The organism is Algoriphagus aquatilis (genome assembly GCF_042657405.1).
GTDB lineage: Bacteria > Bacteroidota > Bacteroidia > Cytophagales > Cyclobacteriaceae > Algoriphagus > Algoriphagus aquatilis.
Genome location: NZ_JBHSKS010000020.1, coordinates 1 through 16,100, shown reverse-complemented (window position 1 = coordinate 16,100; position 16,100 = coordinate 1). Strand labels below are relative to the sequence as shown.

General features: G+C 46.6%; 11 protein-coding genes. 5 read left to right on the top strand and 6 right to left on the bottom strand.

The features are described 5' to 3' along the window. The first annotated feature begins 14 nt into the window (after nt 1–14). A complete protein-coding gene (locus ACFPIK_RS17035) occupies nt 15–1,940 on the top strand; it encodes an AAA domain-containing protein (protein ID WP_377917478.1) in 1,926 nt (641 codons plus the stop codon). Between the two features lie 88 nt (nt 1,941–2,028). Here the strand turns inward: ACFPIK_RS17035 and ACFPIK_RS17030 are convergent, their stop codons facing one another. Further along, entirely contained in the window at nt 2,029–3,180 is a 1,152-nt protein-coding gene (locus ACFPIK_RS17030; RefSeq protein WP_377917476.1) for a DEAD/DEAH box helicase, read from the bottom strand. A 478-nt stretch (nt 3,181–3,658) separates the two neighbouring features. Between ACFPIK_RS17030 and ACFPIK_RS17025 the strand changes: the two genes are divergently transcribed. From ACFPIK_RS17025 to ACFPIK_RS17015, 3 genes are all read left to right on the top strand, one after another. Next, a complete protein-coding gene (locus ACFPIK_RS17025; RefSeq protein WP_377917474.1) occupies nt 3,659–6,202 on the top strand; it encodes a DUF7133 domain-containing protein in 2,544 nt (847 codons plus the stop codon). A gap of 14 nt (nt 6,203–6,216) precedes the next feature. After that, nucleotides 6,217–7,311: a sugar phosphate isomerase/epimerase family protein gene (locus ACFPIK_RS17020; RefSeq protein WP_377917472.1), complete on the top strand. Its 1,095-nt coding sequence runs from the start codon at nt 6,217–6,219 to the stop codon at nt 7,309–7,311. A 133-nt stretch (nt 7,312–7,444) separates the two neighbouring features. Then, on the top strand, nt 7,445–8,239 hold the full coding sequence (locus tag ACFPIK_RS17015; protein ID WP_377917470.1) for an SDR family NAD(P)-dependent oxidoreductase: 795 nt from the start codon (nt 7,445–7,447) through the stop codon (nt 8,237–8,239). Nucleotides 8,240–8,358: 119 nt separating this feature from the next. Here ACFPIK_RS17015 and ACFPIK_RS17010 read toward each other — a convergent pair whose 3' ends face one another. Next, nucleotides 8,359–9,690 carry a GntP family permease gene (locus ACFPIK_RS17010; RefSeq protein ID WP_377917468.1) on the bottom strand — a complete coding sequence of 444 codons (1,332 nt, stop codon included), beginning with the start codon at nt 9,688–9,690 and terminating at the stop codon, nt 8,359–8,361. 171 nt (nt 9,691–9,861) lie between these two features. Here ACFPIK_RS17010 and ACFPIK_RS17005 point away from each other — a divergent pair, with 171 nt between their 5' ends. Further along, entirely contained in the window at nt 9,862–11,904 is a 2,043-nt protein-coding gene (locus ACFPIK_RS17005; protein WP_377917466.1) for a family 20 glycosylhydrolase, read from the top strand. 443 nt (nt 11,905–12,347) lie between these two features. Here the strand turns inward: ACFPIK_RS17005 and ACFPIK_RS17000 are convergent, their stop codons facing one another. Genes ACFPIK_RS17000 through ACFPIK_RS16985 form a run of 4 tightly spaced genes read right to left on the bottom strand, consistent with a single transcriptional unit; the run spans nt 12,348 to nt 15,224 of the window. Beyond that, on the bottom strand, nt 12,348–12,821 hold the full coding sequence (locus ACFPIK_RS17000) for an acyl-CoA thioesterase (RefSeq protein WP_377917464.1): 474 nt from the start codon (nt 12,819–12,821) through the stop codon (nt 12,348–12,350). A 20-nt stretch (nt 12,822–12,841) separates the two neighbouring features. Continuing rightward, complete coding sequence (locus ACFPIK_RS16995) at nt 12,842–13,261, bottom strand: cupin domain-containing protein (RefSeq protein ID WP_377917462.1); 420 nt, start codon at nt 13,259–13,261, stop codon at nt 12,842–12,844. A 4-nt stretch (nt 13,262–13,265) separates the two neighbouring features. Beyond that, nucleotides 13,266–14,561 carry an MgtC/SapB family protein gene (locus tag ACFPIK_RS16990; protein WP_377917460.1) on the bottom strand — a complete coding sequence of 432 codons (1,296 nt, stop codon included), beginning with the start codon at nt 14,559–14,561 and terminating at the stop codon, nt 13,266–13,268. A gap of 30 nt (nt 14,562–14,591) precedes the next feature. After that, nucleotides 14,592–15,224, bottom strand: a complete 633-nt coding sequence (locus ACFPIK_RS16985) for a hypothetical protein (protein ID WP_377917458.1) — start codon at nt 15,222–15,224, stop codon at nt 14,592–14,594. Nucleotides 15,225–16,100 lie beyond the last annotated feature (876 nt).

Sequence of the window (16,100 nt, the reverse complement as noted above, 5' to 3'; positions counted from 1 at the left end):
TAAAATACCGATTGATGCCGAATTACCTCGAAGAATTAAAGCAAGGACTTAAACTTCTCAAGCTGGAGTGGCAAGAAGACCTCGCTCAGTACAAGAAAAAGTTTCTCAACACTTCCGTAGCTGACAAGAAAAAAGAGGGAATTACCTGGCATCCGATTCTGCTTAAGAAGACAAAAATCGGCATGGGGGAGCGACTGATCATCGAGGTGGAGCGGACGGATACTAGCTATCCATCGGCATTTGGATCAGGTAAATCGGTCTCGTTTTACTCCACTCAGGAGGGCTATCATGGGGCTGAGTTTCGAGTCAATGGCGTGGTCAATCAAGCCAAAAAAGACACCTTAATCGTCACCCTTCAGGCCGATGAAGTGCCTGATTGGATGGATTCGGGGCGATTGGGAGTGGATTTGCTCTTTGATGAGGCCAGTTACCGCGAAATGGAAGGTGCCTTGAAAAAGGTTATTCAGTCGGAGTCACCTCGACTCACCGAGCTACGTGATATCGCTTACGGAGAGGAAAATCCAAAATTCAGGGAAGTGCCAAGTCTGAATCTGGAGGGATTGAATTTTTCTCAAAATCTCGCCTGTCAAAAAATAGAGTCAGCCCTGGACTTTGCCATCGTGCATGGCCCTCCCGGCACGGGTAAAACCACAACATTAATAGCCGCTATCCAGCAAGCGGTAGAGCAGAATCTACGGGTTTTGGTCACCGCACCAAGCAATGCGGCAGTGGATCTTTTGGTGGAAAAGCTGGTAGATCGGGGAATTGCTACCCTTCGTCTTGGGCATCCAGCCCGAGTGGAAGAAAAAATCCTCAATCAAACACTGGATGCCAAAATTGCCTTCCATGACAGCTATCGGGATCTGAAAAAACTGCGGAAGGAAACCGAGTCTTATCTCCGATTGGCTAAGCAATACAAGCGGAACTTTGGTCCCGAGGAGCGCGCCCAACGCAAACTCATGTATCAGGAGGTCTCTCGAATCCGGGAGGCTGCCGAGCAGCTGGAAGACTACATTCGGGCAGACGTCTATCAGCGGACACAGGTGTTTGCGTCCACCTTAGTCGGAGCCTCTTCGCATCACCTGAAGGGGATGATGTTTGACATCGTATTTATCGATGAAGCAGCTCAGGGCCTGGAAGCGGCTACTTGGATACCCATTTTGAAGGCAAAGAAGGTGGTTTTCGCCGGGGATCATTGCCAACTTCCTCCGACCATTAAGTCCTATGAAGCGGCTAGACAAGGTCTTTCTACTACTCTTTTTGAAAAAATCATCCATCGCCAGCCTCATACGGCACAAATGCTACAAGTGCAGTACCGAATGCCTGAATCCATCATGGGATTTTCCAATCAGCATTTCTATGAAGGGAAACTGGAAGCTGCCGAGAATACACGGAGCCATGCATTTTCTCCAGATGAACCTGTACTCGAGTGGATCGATACGGCCGGTTCGGGCTACACCGATCAGCAAGAAGCCGAAAGCCTCAGTACCTTCAATCCCGAAGAAGCTCGATTTGCCTGCCGTCATCTGAACGATACGATCAAGAGGATTGGCTTTGGGTTATTTAAGGAAAAAGGTTGGACGGTCGGACTCATTGCGCCTTATTCGGCACAGGTCAGATACCTACGGCATTTGATTTTTGAAACTTACGAGTTTCCCAACCTGAAGGCTTTTGCAAACCTGATTACCATCGATACCGTGGACGGATTTCAGGGTCAAGAGCGGGATTTGATGCTAATTTCTTTGACCAGATCCAATGAAAGTGGAGAAATAGGCTTTTTAGCAGATGAGCGAAGAATGAACGTGGCCATCACTCGAGCCAAGCGGAAACTGATCCTGATCGGTGACAGCAGCACCTTGGCCCAGCATCCTTTTTTTGATGAGCTTCTCCGCTATTTTGAGGAAAAAGAGGCGTATCGAAGCGTGTGGGAGTTTATGTAGAAGCCTGGAGGTTTGGGGGAATGGGTGTTGGGAAGTTATGAAGTTTTCAATCTGCAGAAATAAGAAGATGGCTCGACCTATCCAAGAATCATGTTTTCGGTTCCAATGGTTTCCCAAAATCCTCAGCATTTACCAAAGTCACCCATTTGCCCATTTTCTTTTGAATTACTTTAAAATGATGCTGTTCTTCAGGGGTAATTAGAGAGATGGCTTGTCCTTGCATGCCGGCACGGCCTGTGCGTCCGATGCGGTGGATATAATCTTTTGGAGACCTAGGCAGTTCATAATTGATCACCAAAGGCAAGGCCTGAATGTCTATTCCTCTTGCCGCCAAATCAGTGGCTACCAGGACTCTGGTTTTACCGGATTTAAATCTAGCCAAAGCCTCTGTGCGGGCTCCTTGGCTTTTGTCCCCGTGAAATGCGACCGCATCGATTCCATTTTTGATAAGTTTTCCTACTATGTTGTCGGCAGTTCGGATAGAGGAAGCAAATACCAAAATCTGTTTCCAATCGCCCGATTGGATCACTTGACGCAAGAATGGTCCTTTGGCTTCAGGGCTGACCCGATAGGCACTTTGAGTGATTGAGTCGGGCGTAAAATCGTCCGCGGCGACCTGCACGCGAACAGGGTTTTGCAAGAGTTTTTTGATCAATTCCTCTACCTCTCCCTCCATGGTGGCAGAGAAAAGCAAGGTTTGTTTTTTCCTGGGGATGTATTCAAAGAGGTGATCCATTTCCTCTTTGAAACCCATTTGAAGCATCTTGTCGGCTTCATCGATGACCAAAGTCTGGATGCGTGAGATGCTTACCGAATTTCTCCCCATCAAATCAATCAACCGCCCGGGAGTAGCGATCAAAATCTCAGTGCCGCCCAGTTTCATCATTTGTGGGTTGATTGAAACCCCTCCAAAAATCGCCAAGGATTTGATTCTTCGGGGTAAAAACCGCCCAAAATTTTCCGCTACTTCTGCTACCTGCACGGCGAGTTCCCGCGTAGGAACAAGCACCAATACAGGAACCGAACGATCTCTTGGAGCTTCTTTTTGCAAAAGCTGTTGTAGAATGGGCAAGATGTAGGCTGCAGTTTTGCCTGAGCCGGTAGGTGCCAATCCTAGCATGTCTTTTCCTTGGAGTATGGCGGGGATGGCCTCTACCTGGATCGGATAGGGTGATTCGTACTTGGCCCGCTCAATGGCGGAAAGAAGGGCAGGACCAAGGCCCAAATCTGCAAAATTCATAGGGTTGACTTTAAACAAAGGTAGGAATGTCAATCGAAAGGATTCTTTTTTCTAATGTGTAACCATTAATTCGTTTTCAATTTGAATTCCTATAAGATAATACAAAGAGTCAGCGAGGAAACTGTTTTGAATGAACAATAAAGGTCATTTAGGGAATTAAGGTCTGTAACTGGTTAATTTTTTGGAATTTAAATGCTTCAATTTTCTTAATTCCCTTCATGGTTTTAATCTAGTTTTTACAGGCTATTAAGTGTTTATCGAAATGATTATTGACCGTATTCAATTTGAATTTTTGCCTTTGATGATTTCGTGTTGGATTTCAAGTCAATTAAAAGCAAATTGAAAATTGACTAGTATGGTTGTTCTTGAGGATTCCTGTTGTATCCCATTCACTTCTATTTCGATCTCCTGTGACTTCAGAAAATTCAATTGAATCAGCCTTTCTTAAACCCCAAAAGACCTAAAATACCTTGATTATATGTTCAGAAGTGCGTTGTGGAGCGGTGTAGTTGGTGTGTTGCTTTTATTTTCCTGTAAAGATCCGGGGCCTCTTCCTGAGACTCCCGATAGCCCTGCCCGAACTCCAGAGGAGGAAATGAAAACTTTCCAAATCGAGGAAGGATTTGAAGTGCAGTTGGTTGCTGCCGAACCCCTCGTGGAGGCACCTGTCCATATTCAATTTGATGCAGATGGACGCCTATGGGTATTGGAGATGCGTGGCTACATGAATGACATCGAGGGTTCGGAGGAAAAGCTGCCAGTCGGTTCGGTAGCCATTTTGGAGGATACCGATGCAGACGGACAAATGGACAAAAGGATCGTGTATCTGGACTCATTGATCATGCCTCGGTCCTTAGGATTTTATAAAAACGGAGCGCTAATAGCGGAAGATAATTCCCTTTGGTGGACAGAAGATACAGATGGAGATTGGCAAGCAGATGTGAAGACACTCGTAGATTCCACCTATTCTGCAAATGGTCTTCCTGAGCATACAGACAATGGTTTTGTACGCAACGCAGACAACTGGTACTACAGCGCCAAATCCCGACTTCGCTACCGAAATGTGGATGGACAATGGGTTCGGGATTCTACCGAATTTCGAGGGCAGTGGGGCATTACCCAAGATGACAAAGGCCGATTGGTCTATAACTACAATTGGTCTCAACTTCACGGGGACTTGGTTCCTGCCAATTATTTGTCCCGAAACAAAAACCACAAGCCATCAACCGGGATAGACCATGGCTACACCATAGATCGAAGGGTATTCCCGATTCGCTCCAACCTAGCGGTAAACCGCGGATACATTCCCGGTACACTGGACTCTGCCAATCGACTGCAAGAATTTACTTCAGCTTGCTCTCCTACGATCTATCGAAGCAGACTGTTTCCAGAGGAATACTATGGCAATGTCTTCGTGATGGAAAATGCCGGCAATCTGGTCAAGCGGAATGTGGTGAAGGAAAAGGGGAACCTGCTGGAAGCTTTTGACCCAAATTCCGGCAAGGAATTTTTTGCTTCTACCGATGAGCGATTCCGGCCTGTTCATGGGGCTGTGGGGCCAGATGGTGGTCTTTACATTGTGGATATGTATCAGGGGATCGTGCAGCATGGAGCTTATATGACCGATTACCTGAAAGAAAAAACCTTGGAGCGAAAACTCGACGCTCCCGGGCATATGGGGAGAATATGGAGGATTGTGCCTAAAGGAACTGATTTTGAATCATCCCCCAAGCTGAGTTTGGCAAGTACACAGGATCTGGTAGAATACCTTTCACACTCAGATGGCTGGTATCGGGATCAGGCGCAGCGGCTTTTGGTAGAAAAGGCGGATCAAAATGTTGTGGCATTATTGGAAAATTTGGTCAAAAGTAAATCCTCCGAATTGGGATCGTTCCATGCGCTATGGGCTTTGGAGGGGATGGGGAAAGTAAATCCTTCTTTCCTTTTTTCTATCCTCAACGATCCAAGTGATTTGATCAAAAGCACGGCTGTTCGTCAGCTGGAAAAATTGGCAGCTACCCAACCTGAAGTGCAGGAACGATTGGGAAATGAGCTGGTGAGCATGGCCTCAGAAGCCTCTGAGGTGCTTGCGCTTCAGATTGGGTTGAGTGCAGAAGTCCTTTCGCGCAATGCCCGGTTGGCGGTATTGAAATCAATTGTGGAAAAATATGGGGAACAGGCCTTGATCCGAGATGCGGTCATGAGCAGTCTGGGAGACGTGGAGTGGAATTTTTTACAGGGTATTTTAGCAGATGCACGCTGGCAAACACAGGATGTCAATCGGGAGATTTTCTTGGAAATGCTGTCTGCGGCGATCCTGAAAAAAGGTGATTCTGAGGAGATTTCTCAACTGTTGACCCAAATCGATCTTCCTACACTTTCTTGGAAAGAGCAAGTGATCTTGAATGGACTTGCCATCAAAGCCGGAGATATCGAAGAGGCAGGGAGTATTCGTTTTGCTGCGAAGCCATCTCTTTTCTCTCGCACCGATTTGCCGCTGGATGATACCCGCAAAAATATGCTGCTTCGGGTCTTTACCTGGCCTGGATACCAACCCTTGGTAGCAAGCTCCTCGGGATCTTCTTTGGACGAGAGTGGTCTTAAGCTTTTTGCCGAAGGCCGTCAAAAATACCTCGCGACTTGTTCGGGCTGTCATGGCAACAATGGTAAAGGGGCCACTCGCTTGGGACCTCCTTTGGCGGGCTCTGAATGGGTGCTTGGAGATGAAGTACGGTTGAGCTTGATTTTGCTGCATGGGATGGAAGGACCGATTGAAGTTGCCGGAAAGAAATACGATGCTCCTGAGATTTTGCCTGTGATGCCGGCTCATTCCACCATGGATGATCGAAGCATCGCGGCGATTTTGACCTATATCCGAAATGAGTGGGGAAATCAAGCCCCTGCCATTACCGGCCGTACAGTGGGTTCTACACGTGTCCTCAACCAAGGTCGAGTTTACCCTTGGTCTGCGGCGGAGCTCAATGCACACCTAGAAAAGCTAGCTTCTACACCCAAACCCTAACCCAAAACCCGCCCATGAAAACGCCTTACTCAACGCATAAAACTCTTGCTAGCAGGAGGGATTTTCTCAAAAAATCTGCTCTTGCCTCTGCGGCGCTGACTTGGCCATTTTCGGCCTTGCCTGAAAGCCTCCGGGGAGTTTCGATGGGGGTGGTGGTGCATTCCTATGGGATGCGCTGGGGATCAAAAGTAGAAAGTGCCACCTATCCGGGTTTTACCAATGCGGTGGATTTAATGCGGCATTGTCACTCGATCGGTGCAGGAGGTATTCAGACCACGGTTGGTGGTTGGGCAGAAAACTTTGCAAAGCAAGTTCGAGCGGAGCGGGAAAAGCTCGGAATGTACCTGGAGGGAAGCATTGGCTTACCAAAAGACTCCGCTGATCTAAGCCGCTTTGAGAAGGAAGTTCGCTTAGCCAAGGAAGCCGGAGCGACTGTTCTACGGACTGTTTGTTTGAGTGGGAGGCGCTACGAAAACTTCAAAAGCGAGGCGGAGTGGGCTACTTTCAAAGAAAACTCCCTCAGGTCTATCCAGCTCGCTGAGCCTATTGTGCGAAAACATCAGGTACGGTTGGCGGTGGAAAATCACAAAGACTGGAAAGCCGCCGAACTCGCTCAACTCATCCAAAACCTAAGCAGCGAATGGGTGGGAGTGACTTTGGATTTTGGAAATAATGTGTCCTTGCTCGAGGAACCCATGGAAGTGATCCGAACTTTGGCTCCTTTTGCCTTTTCCACACATGTGAAAGACATGGGTGTGAAAGCCTACGAAAAAGGCTTTTTGCTTTCCGAAGTGGAGTTGGGGAAAGGAATTGTTGATCTCAAAACAGCCGTAGACCTCTGCAAAAAACACAATCCCCAAGTGACCTTCAGTTTGGAAATGATTACCCGAGATCCCTTGGAGATTCCTTGTTTGGAGGATAGCTATTGGGTCACTTTTGAGGATGAAAAAGCAAAAGACCTGGCAAAAATCCTTCGAATGGTTCGCGACCGATCCTTTTCCGGAGACTTGCCCTCCGTCAAAAATCTCGATTCAGAAGGAAGGCTAGCCTTTGAAGAAGAAAACGTGGTGAAGTGTCTTTCTTATTCTAAAACCCAGCTTTCTCTTTAAGTTCATAGAATAAATAATCCAATAAAGAACCTATAAATCTTTAATTTCCCATCTCATCGGACACCTGACATCCGACATCGGACCAGTTAAATCTTCTGTCTTCTGTCTTCGGTCTCCCTAACATCTTACCAAAATGTCCACCCTCGACTTCTCCCAACTCCCAGGTCTTTCTATTTTTTCACTCAAAGGCAAATCCGCCATCATCACGGGAGGCACCAAAGGCCTCGGTTTGGCGATGGCTGCCGGGCTAGCTTCAGCCGGTGCCCATGTGCTTTTGGTCTCTCGAAAAGCCTCCGACGGAGATGAAGCCGCCGCTGAAATCGCTGCTCAATACGGAGTAAAAGCGATGACATTTGCTGCGGACGTCGTAGATCAAGCAGGGATGGAAGCCATGGCTAAGTTTGCCTATGAAGCCTTTGGCAGCATCGATATCCTGATTAATTCGGCAGGCATCAACATCCGTGGAGCGATTGACGAACTCTCTCATGCCGATTTCACCAAAGTGATGGATGTCAATGTGACTGGAACTTGGCTGGCTTGCCGGGCAGTGACCCCTTACATGAAAGAGCAGAAAAAAGGAGCGATTATCAATTTAGCAAGTACTTTGGGTTTGGTGGGTTTGGCCAACCGTACACCTTACACAGCTAGCAAAGGTGCAGTGGTGCAAATGACCCGAGCATTGGCTTTGGAATTTGCTCCTTGGAATATCAATGTGAATGCAATTTGTCCGGGGCCGTTTTTGACTGAGATGAACTTGCCGATTGCAGATACGGAGGAGGGCAAAAAGTTTGTGGTCGGTGCGACGGCTTTAGGTCGCTGGGGCGAGTTGAAAGAAATCCAAGGAGCAGCGATTTTCTTGGCTTCCGACGCGGCTACCTACATGGTGGGTTCGATGGTGACGGTTGATGGCGGGTGGACAGCAAGGTAAATTCAGAAGTTTGAAATTAGAAAGCTGAAACAAAAACAAAACTGGAATAGACCTATGATAAAAGACTTGCAGATTAGAAGTTCAACTTCTAATCTGCAAGTCTAATTTTTTAATTGAATTTAACCAACCACCAAACTCAGTACATAGACAACCAATATGGCGGTGATTCCTGCAATCAGGGTTCCTAAACTATGAGACAGGTTTCCTTGCTTGGTGGTCATGCCCGAGAGTTGGGTGACGACCCAAAAGCCGCTGTCATTGGCGTGAGAAATCGCCAAGGCACCTGCGCCAATAGCTACCGTGGTGAAGACCTTCATGGCTTCGCTATCCAATCCCAGTGGTCCCATAATCGGAGCGATGATGGAGGCTGTGGTGATCATGGCTACCGTGGTGGAACCTTGGGCAGTTTTCAACCCAAAGGCAATTAGGAAGGGTAGAAAAATCCCCCAGTTGGCATCGCTCATGGAGGAAGTGACCAAATCACCTACGCCGGAGTTTTGGAGCATTTTTCCAAAAACAGCCCCTGCGCCGGTGATTAGGATTACCGGAGCGGCAAGTAGAATCGAGTCGCCAATCCAGCCTGTGGAGGAAAGGAGTTTGCGGTCAAACTTTTTAGGAAGAGTAAATGACAATAAGGCTCCAATCAGTAAAGCCATCACAGGTGTACCCAAAAACTGCACAAGCTTGATCAATCCCCCTTCCCCTAATGGTTTGGAAGGGTAGTTGGCGATGGAAGCCACAATAATCAAAGTCAATGGGATCAGAATAGGAAGTAAGGACGCAGTAAAGCTCGGACGATCTTCTTTTTTGATTTGCTTTTCGTCTGCTACAATAAAAGGCCGAAGAGGGATTTTGGTGACCCACTTTTGGACGAAAATATACAGTGGGATCAAGGTAACCAGAGAAACCACCCCTCCATAGAAGATGACTTGGCCTAAATCCGCCCCCAAAATCCCCGCAGTGGCTATAGGTCCTGGGGTAGGAGGAACCAAGGAATGACTAGCCATGGCACCCAAGGACACCGCGACAATGGTAGCGGCATAAGAAATCGTACTCCTTGCCGAAAGGGATTTGGCAATCGGATTCATCATGATGATGGTGCTGTCACCAAACACGGGAATGGATAAAATCCAGCTGCTGAGCATGAGAGAGAGGTTTACAGACTTTTCTCCTACCCACTTCAGCACTTTTTCGGCAATGACCATGGCACCGCCTGTCTTTTCCAGAAAAGTCCCCAAAATGACTCCCAGCAGAATCAATAAGCCTACGCTACCCATTACCCCTCCAAAACCTTCCGAAATGGATTTGACTATGAGCTCCGTTTCCATTCCCATCATCAATCCATAGACAATTGCGCCTACGAAAAGTGCCAAAAAGGGGTGAATGTCAAATTTGATGATGGCAACCAAGATCAGGGCGAGGGCTGCCAGAATGATAAATAGGGTAAACATGATAGGCTTTTGGGTTTGATTGCTTTTTCTGATTTCGATCTGGTCAGAAGAAGCTAAAAATTAAAGAAAAAAGCCCAAAACCAAAGCCCGATCATGGATTTACACCGATAAGGAGAAAAATGGACGGTAAATCTTGGGATTATTTCTATTTTATGTCGAAAACCCCGCCTTATGAGAAATTTAATTTTCCTTTTAGGACTGCTACTAACGCTCAGTTTCAGTTCCTGTGATTCCTTTCAGCCTAAATCCACCACGTTTAACCTACTCCCAGCTCCCAAAGAACAATTCATGCTCGGCGCTTCTTCCTTGGAAGTCGAAGCGGTTGCTTCCGCTTATGAATCAGCTCGAACTTCCCTGATCAATGGACAGGAAACAATGGACTTTAGCCTGATTCAGTTTGCATTAAAGCCCGATTTGGGACTAAAGGAAGAAGGCTACCTTTTGGACATTTCCAATGAATATGTCAGTATTCAGGCTTCTTCTAAAGCGGGCTTGTGGTATGGACTCATGACGCTGGGACAGATTTTAGAAGATGCCAAAGACCAAGATGGACCATTGCTCGCCTATAAGATTAAAGACGAGCCCGAACTCGCTTACCGTGCCGTGCATCTCGATGTGAAGCATCATTTGGAGAAAAAGGGGTACTACTTCGAGCTCATGGACCGATTTGCTGCGTTGAAAATCAATGCCGTAATCGTCGAAATCGAGGACAAACTGAAGTACGAACTCCAGCCCAAAGTCGGTTCGGAGGATGCTTTTTCCATCTCTGAGTGGAAAGAACTCAGCGACTATGCCATGGCAAGAAATATCCGCATCAGTCCATTGGTTCAAGGTTTGGGCCATGCGTCATTTATCCTGAAGCATCCCGAATACATCCCACTTCGTGACGATCCAGAAAGTGATTGGGCTTTCAATCCACTCAATGAGGAGACGTACAAGGTGCAGTTTGACTTGTACGAAGATGCACTTAAGGCATTTCCTCATGCCAACTACCTCCATGTGGGCGGTGATGAGGTGCATACGACGGGCAGAAATTCAGGTAAATCGCCCCTCGAACTTCAATTGATCTGGCTCAATCGGGTCAGTGAGTATGCTGCGCAAAAAGGGCTCACTCCGATTTTCTGGGATGACATGCCCCTCAAAAATGCGGAAGTCTACAATTCTATCTATAACTCCAAGCTAACCAAAGCCCAAGTGGACAGCATCTGGACTGCGAATGAACCTAACCTCAACAAGTATATTGACCTATTTCCGAAAAATTGCGTCTACATGCGCTGGAACTACGACATGCCTGAGTCTCCCGGTAATAACCGCGCCATCCAGTGGTTTACAGACAACGGGTTGAAAGTCATGGGAGCTACAGCGGGACAAACTCGCTGGAACCTCATGCCACAAGACCAAAGTAATACGAATAACATCCGGGATTTCGCCCTGATCTCGATTCGAAATAAAGCCGACGGATTGCTCCTGACGCTTTGGGATGATGATTCTCCACATTTTGAATTGTATCAGAGAGGAATCGCTCTATTTGCGGAGTATACCTGGTCTGGCAAAAGACGGTCTGAAGAGGACCTCCATGCGGCTTATCGCCATCGCGCTTACGGTCCTGCCTTGGATTCTTCTGCATATGAATTTATCAACTTGCTCGAAGGCCCGGTGGCGGACTGGAAGGGAATGCTGTTGCAACCGAAGAAAGATCGAAATCGCCTTCGAAATTTCGAGGATCCCCTGGAAGAGGCAGTACTTGCTTTGCCTAAATCAGACTCCGTGGGAGTTTGGACTCAGGCAAATCAGGAGCGTATTCAAAAGGCAACCGCCAATCTTGCTCGGGTAGATAGTGTATTGGAGCGGATCGGAGAGGTGAAAAAGCTGGCTAAGCGAAATCTTCATCAGTTGGAAGTCTATGAGCAGGTAGCCCAAGTAGTGCAGTTTTCCAATCGGGCCATCATCACGTTGGCCGAACTGGACGAACCAAGTGGTGAAAAGCGAGAGGTAGCCAAATCCAAGTTAAAACAAATGGAAACCGAGTGGGCCTCTATCCAGTCCAAAGTAGAAGAAGTCTATGGCAAAACCCGACAGCTCAACAAACCTGCCGGCTACATCCTCGACCAGGACCACCACCATCACCTGGCCAACCAAGCCCTGAAATTCAGCGATTGGCAGTTTTACGTGGAGGGATTGTTTTTGGAGAAGGTGAAGAAGGAGATCAAGTAAGGATTAGACCTTCCAGGTTATCAAAATCTGGAAGGTCTGTTTGAATTGGACACTTTATTTTGTCTTTCTTTTTAAAACCGAAATTTGTAAAAATATCTTTTGAAATATAGATCGTGCTTTCAGCACTCTGTAAAATCCTGATGCTTAGTTCCCAGAATTGAATTCTGGGCTATTACAAAAAATGCCTTCGGCATTAATTCTTAATTGAATAGATAGAGCATCAAAGGGAGAACTCTGTACAATCTTTTTTTTCCAGCTTGTATTTTTGGCCTAATACAAAAATGTCTTCAAGAAGCTATTTGGATAAAAAAGCACCAAGGGTGCGTTCTGTAAAAGCCCCAAATTCAATTTGGGGCAAAAATCAGAAGTAATTTTTCCTGAGCGCTGAAGGCGCGATCTGTAAAATAAAGCTCTGCCGGGTTTTCAAAACCCAGCAGGGCATATCACTCATTAAAAAACGGCCGCATTTCCTCGTGAATCTCTTCCCGTAGGGTTTTGAGCTTGAGTGCGTACTCCTGCAATTTCTTTTCCTGATCGGTTTTGGGAATCCAAGGCTTTACTTTTTTGGGATTGCCCTTTTCATCTACTGCCACAAAAATGATGATGCAATGCGTCTTTTTCTCAAACTTTTTCTGCTCAAAATTCCTCGAATACACTTCCACCATGATGTGGATGCTCGAACTGCCGGTATAAATGACCTGAGAATCAATCTTGATCACCTCGCCGATCCCGATGGGTTTGTAGAATCGGATTCCACCCACATAGACCGTCACGCAATAGCTTTCTGCCCAGGTACGTGCGCAGGTGTAGGCCGCCTGATCGATCCATTTCATCACGGTGCCACCGTGAACTTTCCCGCCGAAATTGACATCGCCGGGTTCGCTGATAAACTGAAAAGAGGTTTTGTGAGTAGGCATAAAAGAGGAATTAGAATAGGTTAGGGTTTGGCTTTCACGACAATTTCTTTCCCGTCGGTGCCTGCGTAAAATACCACGATTTCGGCGGGAATATCCCCTTCATTTTTTCCAAAATGGATCAGATCCACCACCTCGATGATTGGATCGCCTGCCTTCATGTGGAGGGTATTTCCCTTTTCATCCACTACAGTCAGTTCACCTTTAAGCAAAATGCCCGCATTGATGACAGGGTGGTAGTGCTTGGGCAGTTCGGAATGTGGAGGAATGGTGACTTTGACGATCGAGATTTTAGGTTTTCCCTCGGGATAGGCAGGGAGCGAATCTCCATTCCAAGAGAGGTAAGATTCGATGAGTTTTTCTGAGGTGGGGGCTTGGGATACGGGTTCTTTTCCGCAGGAAGCAAAAAGAAGGAGCAGGCATCCTGCAAGGTAGGTTTTCATAGGCTTAGAGAAAGGCAATCAAGGAGAATAGGGCGGTGGCAAACATGACTCCATAGCCCAAGTAAAGGTGGCGGCGCAGGGCAGGACTGCCGGCATAGATTCCTATGCCCATCTTCACCAGTGTATTGGACACCGAAGCGATCAAAACCGCCAAGGCAGCAGTGCTCAGATCGAGTTTGAATCCTGCCAACTTGGAAGCCGAGATGGTGATGGCATCAATGTCCGAAATGCCGGCAATGGCGCTGGAAATCAGGGTTCCACTTTGCCCCAGATTTTCATGGGCATAGGTTACCAATAGAATGATGAGGGTGTAAATAATTCCAAAAACCAATGCGCTTTTTAGATCCAATGGTTTTTTAAGCGGAAGATCTGTATCGGTGATTTCTTGGGATTTCTTTTGTTGATAAAGGAAAAAAGTAACCCCTACCGCACTCACAAAAACCAAAGTGATGGGCAGGGCAAGTCTTAGAAATAGCGCTTGGTTGAAAATGAATGTCCAAATCAGCACCCGAACAAACATGATCGAAGAGGCTGCCAAAATTGCTGTGGCGCATTGGGCGGATAGGGAGGGAGCATCTTGGCTTTTCTTCGAAAAAATCCAAGTCACGGCGGTACTGGAAACCAATCCGCCCACTATTCCACTCAACAGGATGCCCCGATTGGCGCCGAGAAATTTGGTAAGGATGTGTCCTGCAAGACCTAATCCGGAGGTCAAAATAACTACCCAACCGATTTCTCTTGGGTTGACTACGTCATAAGGTGGATAGCCATACGTTTCATCCGGCAAAAAGGGTAACACCAGCAAGGCAAGGGTGACAAAAAGGAGAAAGTCATAAAGCTCTTCAGGAGTGATTTTTCCTACGATGGCTTTGATCCGAAACTTGGAAGAAAGTACCACTACCAAAATCACGGTGACGATGAGCGAGATTTCGATCAAGCCATTGATTACTAAGGTGCCCAGAATAAAAGCAAAAAGGGAGGTAATCTCAGTGGTCAGTCCACTGTCCCCCTTTTTTGCAGTGATCCAATAGGAAGCGGCATTCAGGATAATCACACCGAGCAATAGGGCGCCGTAGACCCAAGGAGCCAAGAGATGGTAAAAAATTCCTCCTGTAAATCCCAAAAGCACCAAGATGATGAAGGTTCGGACACCAGAAAATCCGGTAGAATTTTCCTTCATGGCACTAAACTGACGCTCCAGTCCTATCACGGCGCCAATACCGATGGCTACGGCAATCCGAACCAGAAAGTCCCATTGGGAAAGGCTAAAGCCGTTTTGATCTATCAGTAATTGATCCAAGCTTTTTTCTTTTTGTGAATTAGGTGAGGTTTATTCTTCCAGAAGGAAAAATTGGACTTCGAGGAAAAGCTTTTTTTTCTTTGACTCGGTTCCTATTTCGGTGTTCAATTCACGCAACATACCGCCGAGTCTCAGCTTTTTCTCAGGCAAATCTGCTGTTTCCTTGGGATGCCCGATGAGGATCGTTTCATGGGTGTATTCTGAGTGAAGTTCGTAGATGACATAGGCTTGTTTGACCGGAACCAGTGCAAAACTTCCCTCTGCACCTACGAGCACAGGCACCACGAGTTCTTCCATATTTTCTTCCGGTTCGGCGATCTTTTTGGGAGTGCCTACCATCGTGACGCTTAGACCTGGTTTGCCCTTTTCAATCATTTGAAGGATAGTGATGTGCACAGGGTGGTATTTTTCATACAATCCAAAAAGCTCCCCGTCCAGGCGGGCTAGGATCTTTTCCCTGCTGTGATTGTCCATTTTGCTGATCGAGAGCACCAGGAATAAGATGAGCTTTTGGGTGTCGTTGTCAGTTTCAGCGATGAGTTCGAGTTCCTCGGGAGAAACCACGCCGTCTTTGGCATGGCTGAAGAGATTATAAAAATGAGCGCCATTGTCAAACTTCGAAATGGCCTCCTGAAAGGAAGAAAACGGATGAATCTGTTTCATAGGGCGGTTTTGAGGCTTGGATTTGGCCAACTCTCAAGAGTAAGATACGGAGAAAGAGGCAGTGTTTTAGTAGGTTATTAGGGAAAAATTTCATGTCTGGAAATCCATATTTTTCCTCTTTAGCAAAAAAGAAATCTGAAGGTTTGAACCATTACGGGTATCTTTTCTTTGCGAGAGACCTTGTTGAAAAATCAATTTTAACTGGTCTGGTTTTGTTTCCATTGCGCTGGATCAGAATTTCTTGTCCTTAGCGACTTCATGTGTCCAGCGCTGGTGGGGCTCCTTTAAATCTTTTTCTAACAAGATTTTGCTCCTACGGAGCAATTCTCCTTATCACAAAAACAACCTATGTGTTTGCTATGAGGTCATTGGGGTTTAGAATTTCAATTCCAGAGATCTTGATTTTTCTCTTTTTGACGAAAAGCAGTCTGAAGACTGCATACAAAAAGGTCCAAGTCTGAAGACTTGAACCAATTAGGGTCCAGCGCTGGTGGGGCTCCTTTAAATCTTTTTCTACCAAGATTTTGCTCCTACGGAGCAAGGTCGGTTGCACTAATGGAGACCCTGTAGGGGTAATACGGTGAATAGCCCAGGGTTTCAACCCTGGGATTTAGAAATTGTGGGTGAATTGTAGCGCTGGTGTAGGATCATGGTTTGGAAAAATCAGTCTGATACCAGCGCACTGGAAAGGTAAAGACAGTAATTTTTTTTACCACCAAGAAAAAACATGGACACCTAGTAGCAAATAGAAGGGAGTGTTCACTAAACTGTGTCAGTTTGGTTAAATCGATCTTCAAAGTAAGCGATTAGGTCTTTTCTAATTGATGGCCATGCGAAGATGGTTCCGTTCCATTTTGTCTGAGCGTTCATGGTTGC

What these genes read in the sequence shown, in the direction of transcription:
- ACFPIK_RS16985 (WP_377917458.1), bottom strand. Translation starts at nt 15,224, where the DNA reads ATGAAACAGATTCATCCGTTTTCTTCCTTTCAGGAGGCCATTTCGAAG.
- ACFPIK_RS17005 (WP_377917466.1), top strand. Translation starts at nt 9,862, where the DNA reads ATGAGAAATTTAATTTTCCTTTTAGGACTGCTACTAACGCTCAGTTTC.
- ACFPIK_RS17015 (WP_377917470.1), top strand. Translation starts at nt 7,445, where the DNA reads ATGTCCACCCTCGACTTCTCCCAACTCCCAGGTCTTTCTATTTTTTCA.
- ACFPIK_RS17035 (WP_377917478.1), top strand. Translation starts at nt 15, where the DNA reads ATGCCGAATTACCTCGAAGAATTAAAGCAAGGACTTAAACTTCTCAAG.
- ACFPIK_RS17010 (WP_377917468.1), bottom strand. Translation starts at nt 9,690, where the DNA reads ATGTTTACCCTATTTATCATTCTGGCAGCCCTCGCCCTGATCTTGGTT.
- ACFPIK_RS17025 (WP_377917474.1), top strand. Translation starts at nt 3,659, where the DNA reads ATGTTCAGAAGTGCGTTGTGGAGCGGTGTAGTTGGTGTGTTGCTTTTA.
- ACFPIK_RS17030 (WP_377917476.1), bottom strand. Translation starts at nt 3,180, where the DNA reads ATGAATTTTGCAGATTTGGGCCTTGGTCCTGCCCTTCTTTCCGCCATT.
- ACFPIK_RS17020 (WP_377917472.1), top strand. Translation starts at nt 6,217, where the DNA reads ATGAAAACGCCTTACTCAACGCATAAAACTCTTGCTAGCAGGAGGGAT.
- ACFPIK_RS17000 (WP_377917464.1), bottom strand. Translation starts at nt 12,821, where the DNA reads ATGCCTACTCACAAAACCTCTTTTCAGTTTATCAGCGAACCCGGCGAT.
- ACFPIK_RS16995 (WP_377917462.1), bottom strand. Translation starts at nt 13,261, where the DNA reads ATGAAAACCTACCTTGCAGGATGCCTGCTCCTTCTTTTTGCTTCCTGC.